The organism is Kitasatospora cystarginea (genome assembly GCF_039533515.1).
In the GTDB taxonomy this organism is placed as follows: Bacteria; Actinomycetota; Actinomycetes; order Streptomycetales; family Streptomycetaceae; genus Kitasatospora; species Kitasatospora cystarginea.
Genome location: NZ_BAAATR010000134.1, coordinates 1 through 2427 on the forward strand (window position 1 = coordinate 1; position 2427 = coordinate 2427).

General features: G+C 60.8%; 1 protein-coding gene. It reads left to right on the top strand.

Going from position 1 to position 2427, the window contains the following annotated elements; genetic code table 11:
- Positions 1-530: 530 nt before the first annotated feature.
- Positions 531-2318: a reverse transcriptase/maturase family protein gene (locus ABD369_RS40365; RefSeq protein ID WP_344641622.1), complete on the top strand. Its 1788-nt coding sequence runs from the start codon at positions 531-533 to the stop codon at positions 2316-2318.
- Positions 2319-2427: the final 109 nt, after the last annotated feature.

Sequence of the window (2427 nt, forward strand, 5' to 3'; positions counted from 1 at the left end):
GTGCGCCGCGTGGCGCTTCGTTGTATCCCCGACGCAGTCGGGATGAACTTGGAGGGGGGTTCTTGGGTCGCCGAGCTCACCTGAGCGCGAAAGCGCGAGGGGACAACAGCATGCTCGGGAAGCGGTGTCCATTCGGAGGCGTTCAGAATGGGGTGCCGCAAGACCCGCGTGATATGGCTAAGGCTTGATTGCTTGAAGCCTAATTCCCGGTGGTGCACGAGACACTCGTCGAAACAACGCCTGAGTTCGACGTCACATCATGCCTTGGTCGCGGTTGGAGGCCGAGGCAACCTCCATGGTGTGAACGCCACCCAGCGAGGGGGGCCAAGGGAATGAGTGGGCAGCCTAAGTCGCGCTCGATACGTACAACGAAGACGTACCGCGGGATCGCCTACGGGGCGCGAGCCCTACGGCGACGGAGTGCCCGTAGTAGTCGCAGGAGTCACGACCTGCCGGGGAGGCCAGGAAAGCTGGCCACAGGGCAAAGGGGCACAGGTGAATGAGACGTTCAGCGAAGGGAGGTATGCGCAATGCAGAGTGCCACAACGGTGCTGGACGTCATCCGGGAACGCGGCAGAAAGGGTTTGCCGCTAGAGAGGTTATACAGGAATCTGTTCAATCCGCAGTTGTTCCTATTGGCTTACGGGCGCATCTACTCTAACAAAGGTTCGATGACCCCCGGAGTCACCGAGGAAACCGTGGACGGCATGTCTTTGGAGAAAATCGATGCGATCATCGGCGAGTTACGCGCCGAGTCGTATCGGTGGGCCCCAGCCAGGCGGACATACATCCCGAAGAAGAACGGGAAGAAACGTCCGCTCGGATTGCCGACATGGTCGGACAAGCTGGTCGCGGAGGTAGTCCGTCTCCTGCTGGAGGCGTACTATGACGTCCAGTTCTCCGATCGCTCCCACGGTTTTCGCCCCGGCCGAGGCTGCCACACAGCGTTGAACGAAGTGGTGGAGACTTGGAAGGGAACTCACTGGTTCATCGAGGGGGACATCTCCGATTGCTTCGGCAGTCTCGATCACGAGGTAATGCTCGGGACTCTAGCGGAGAAGATCCACGATGGCCGGTTTCTGCAACTGATACGCCGGATGCTCAAGGCCGGGTACCTGGAGGACTGGCGGTGGAATGCCACGCTGAGTGGTGCACCGCAGGGCGGGGTAGCCTCGCCAATCCTGTCCAACATCCACCTGGACCGGCTTGATCAGTTCGTTGAACAGCAGTTGTTGCCGGACTACAACCGGGGCAGGCTGCGTCGACGGAACCTGGAGTACGGCCGTATCGGAGCACGGATCAAGCGGGCAGGTCGACGTGGGGACCAGGCAACGGTGCGCTCGCTTCGGCAGCTGCAGCGAAGCCTCCCAAGTGCCGATCCGAATGATCCGGACTACCGACGGCTGCGTTACGTCAGATACGCCGACGACTGGCTGCTCGGGTTCGCTGGGCCGAAGCACGAAGCCGTTGAGATCAAGGAACGGATGAGGGAATTCCTGCGAGATGAACTCAAGCTGGAACTCTCCGAGTCGAAAACCCTGATAACGCACGCCGTCAGCCAGGCGGCGCGCTTCCTCGGCTACGACTTGAAAACCCAGATTGCCGACACGAAGATCACTCGCGGGCGTCGAGCGGTGAACGGTCACATTGGCCTCTTCGTCCCACGGCAGGCAATCCGGCAACGGTGCGCGTTGTATATGAGTAGAGGGAAGCCGAAATTTCGTGGAGCACTGCTACACGATCAGGACTATTCGATCGTGGCGAAGTATCAAGCGGAATACCGGGGACTTGTCCAGTACTACCTCCTGGCCCAGGACGTAGCGCGCCTGGGTCGCCTGCACTGGGTAATGGAAACATCCATGCTCAAGACGCTGGCCAGGAAGCATCAGTCCACCGTCACGAAGATGGCACGCCGACTCAAGGCGACCATCGAAACGCCCGACGGACCTCGGAAGTGCATCCAAGTCGTCGTCAACCGCAGTGACGGGAGGAAGCCGCTGGTCGCCCGCTTCGGCGGGATTCCACTCAGAAGGCAACGCTTCGCCGACTTGGTCGACAGGTCACCGTCAACGAGATACGGCGGCAGCAATGAGCTGATCCACCGGCTCTTGGCGGGGCAGTGTGAGATCTGCGAGTCGCGGTCTGGCTTGCAGGTTCATCACATCCGCAAGATGGCGGACCTTAAGCGGCCCGGTCGGCCCGAACCATCGCCATGGATCAAGCTCATGGCACAGCGGCGGCGCAAGACCCTTGTGGTCTGCCAAAGTTGCCATTGGGACATTCATGGAGGTCGGGCCACAATCTCAACCCGGAGATGATTTCACTGGAGAGCGGTATGCGGTGAAAGTCGCACGTACCGTTCGGGAAGGGGCCGTCGGAAAAGGACCCGAGCCTCGGGCACCTCGCCGGCGGCCTACTTCACCGGCG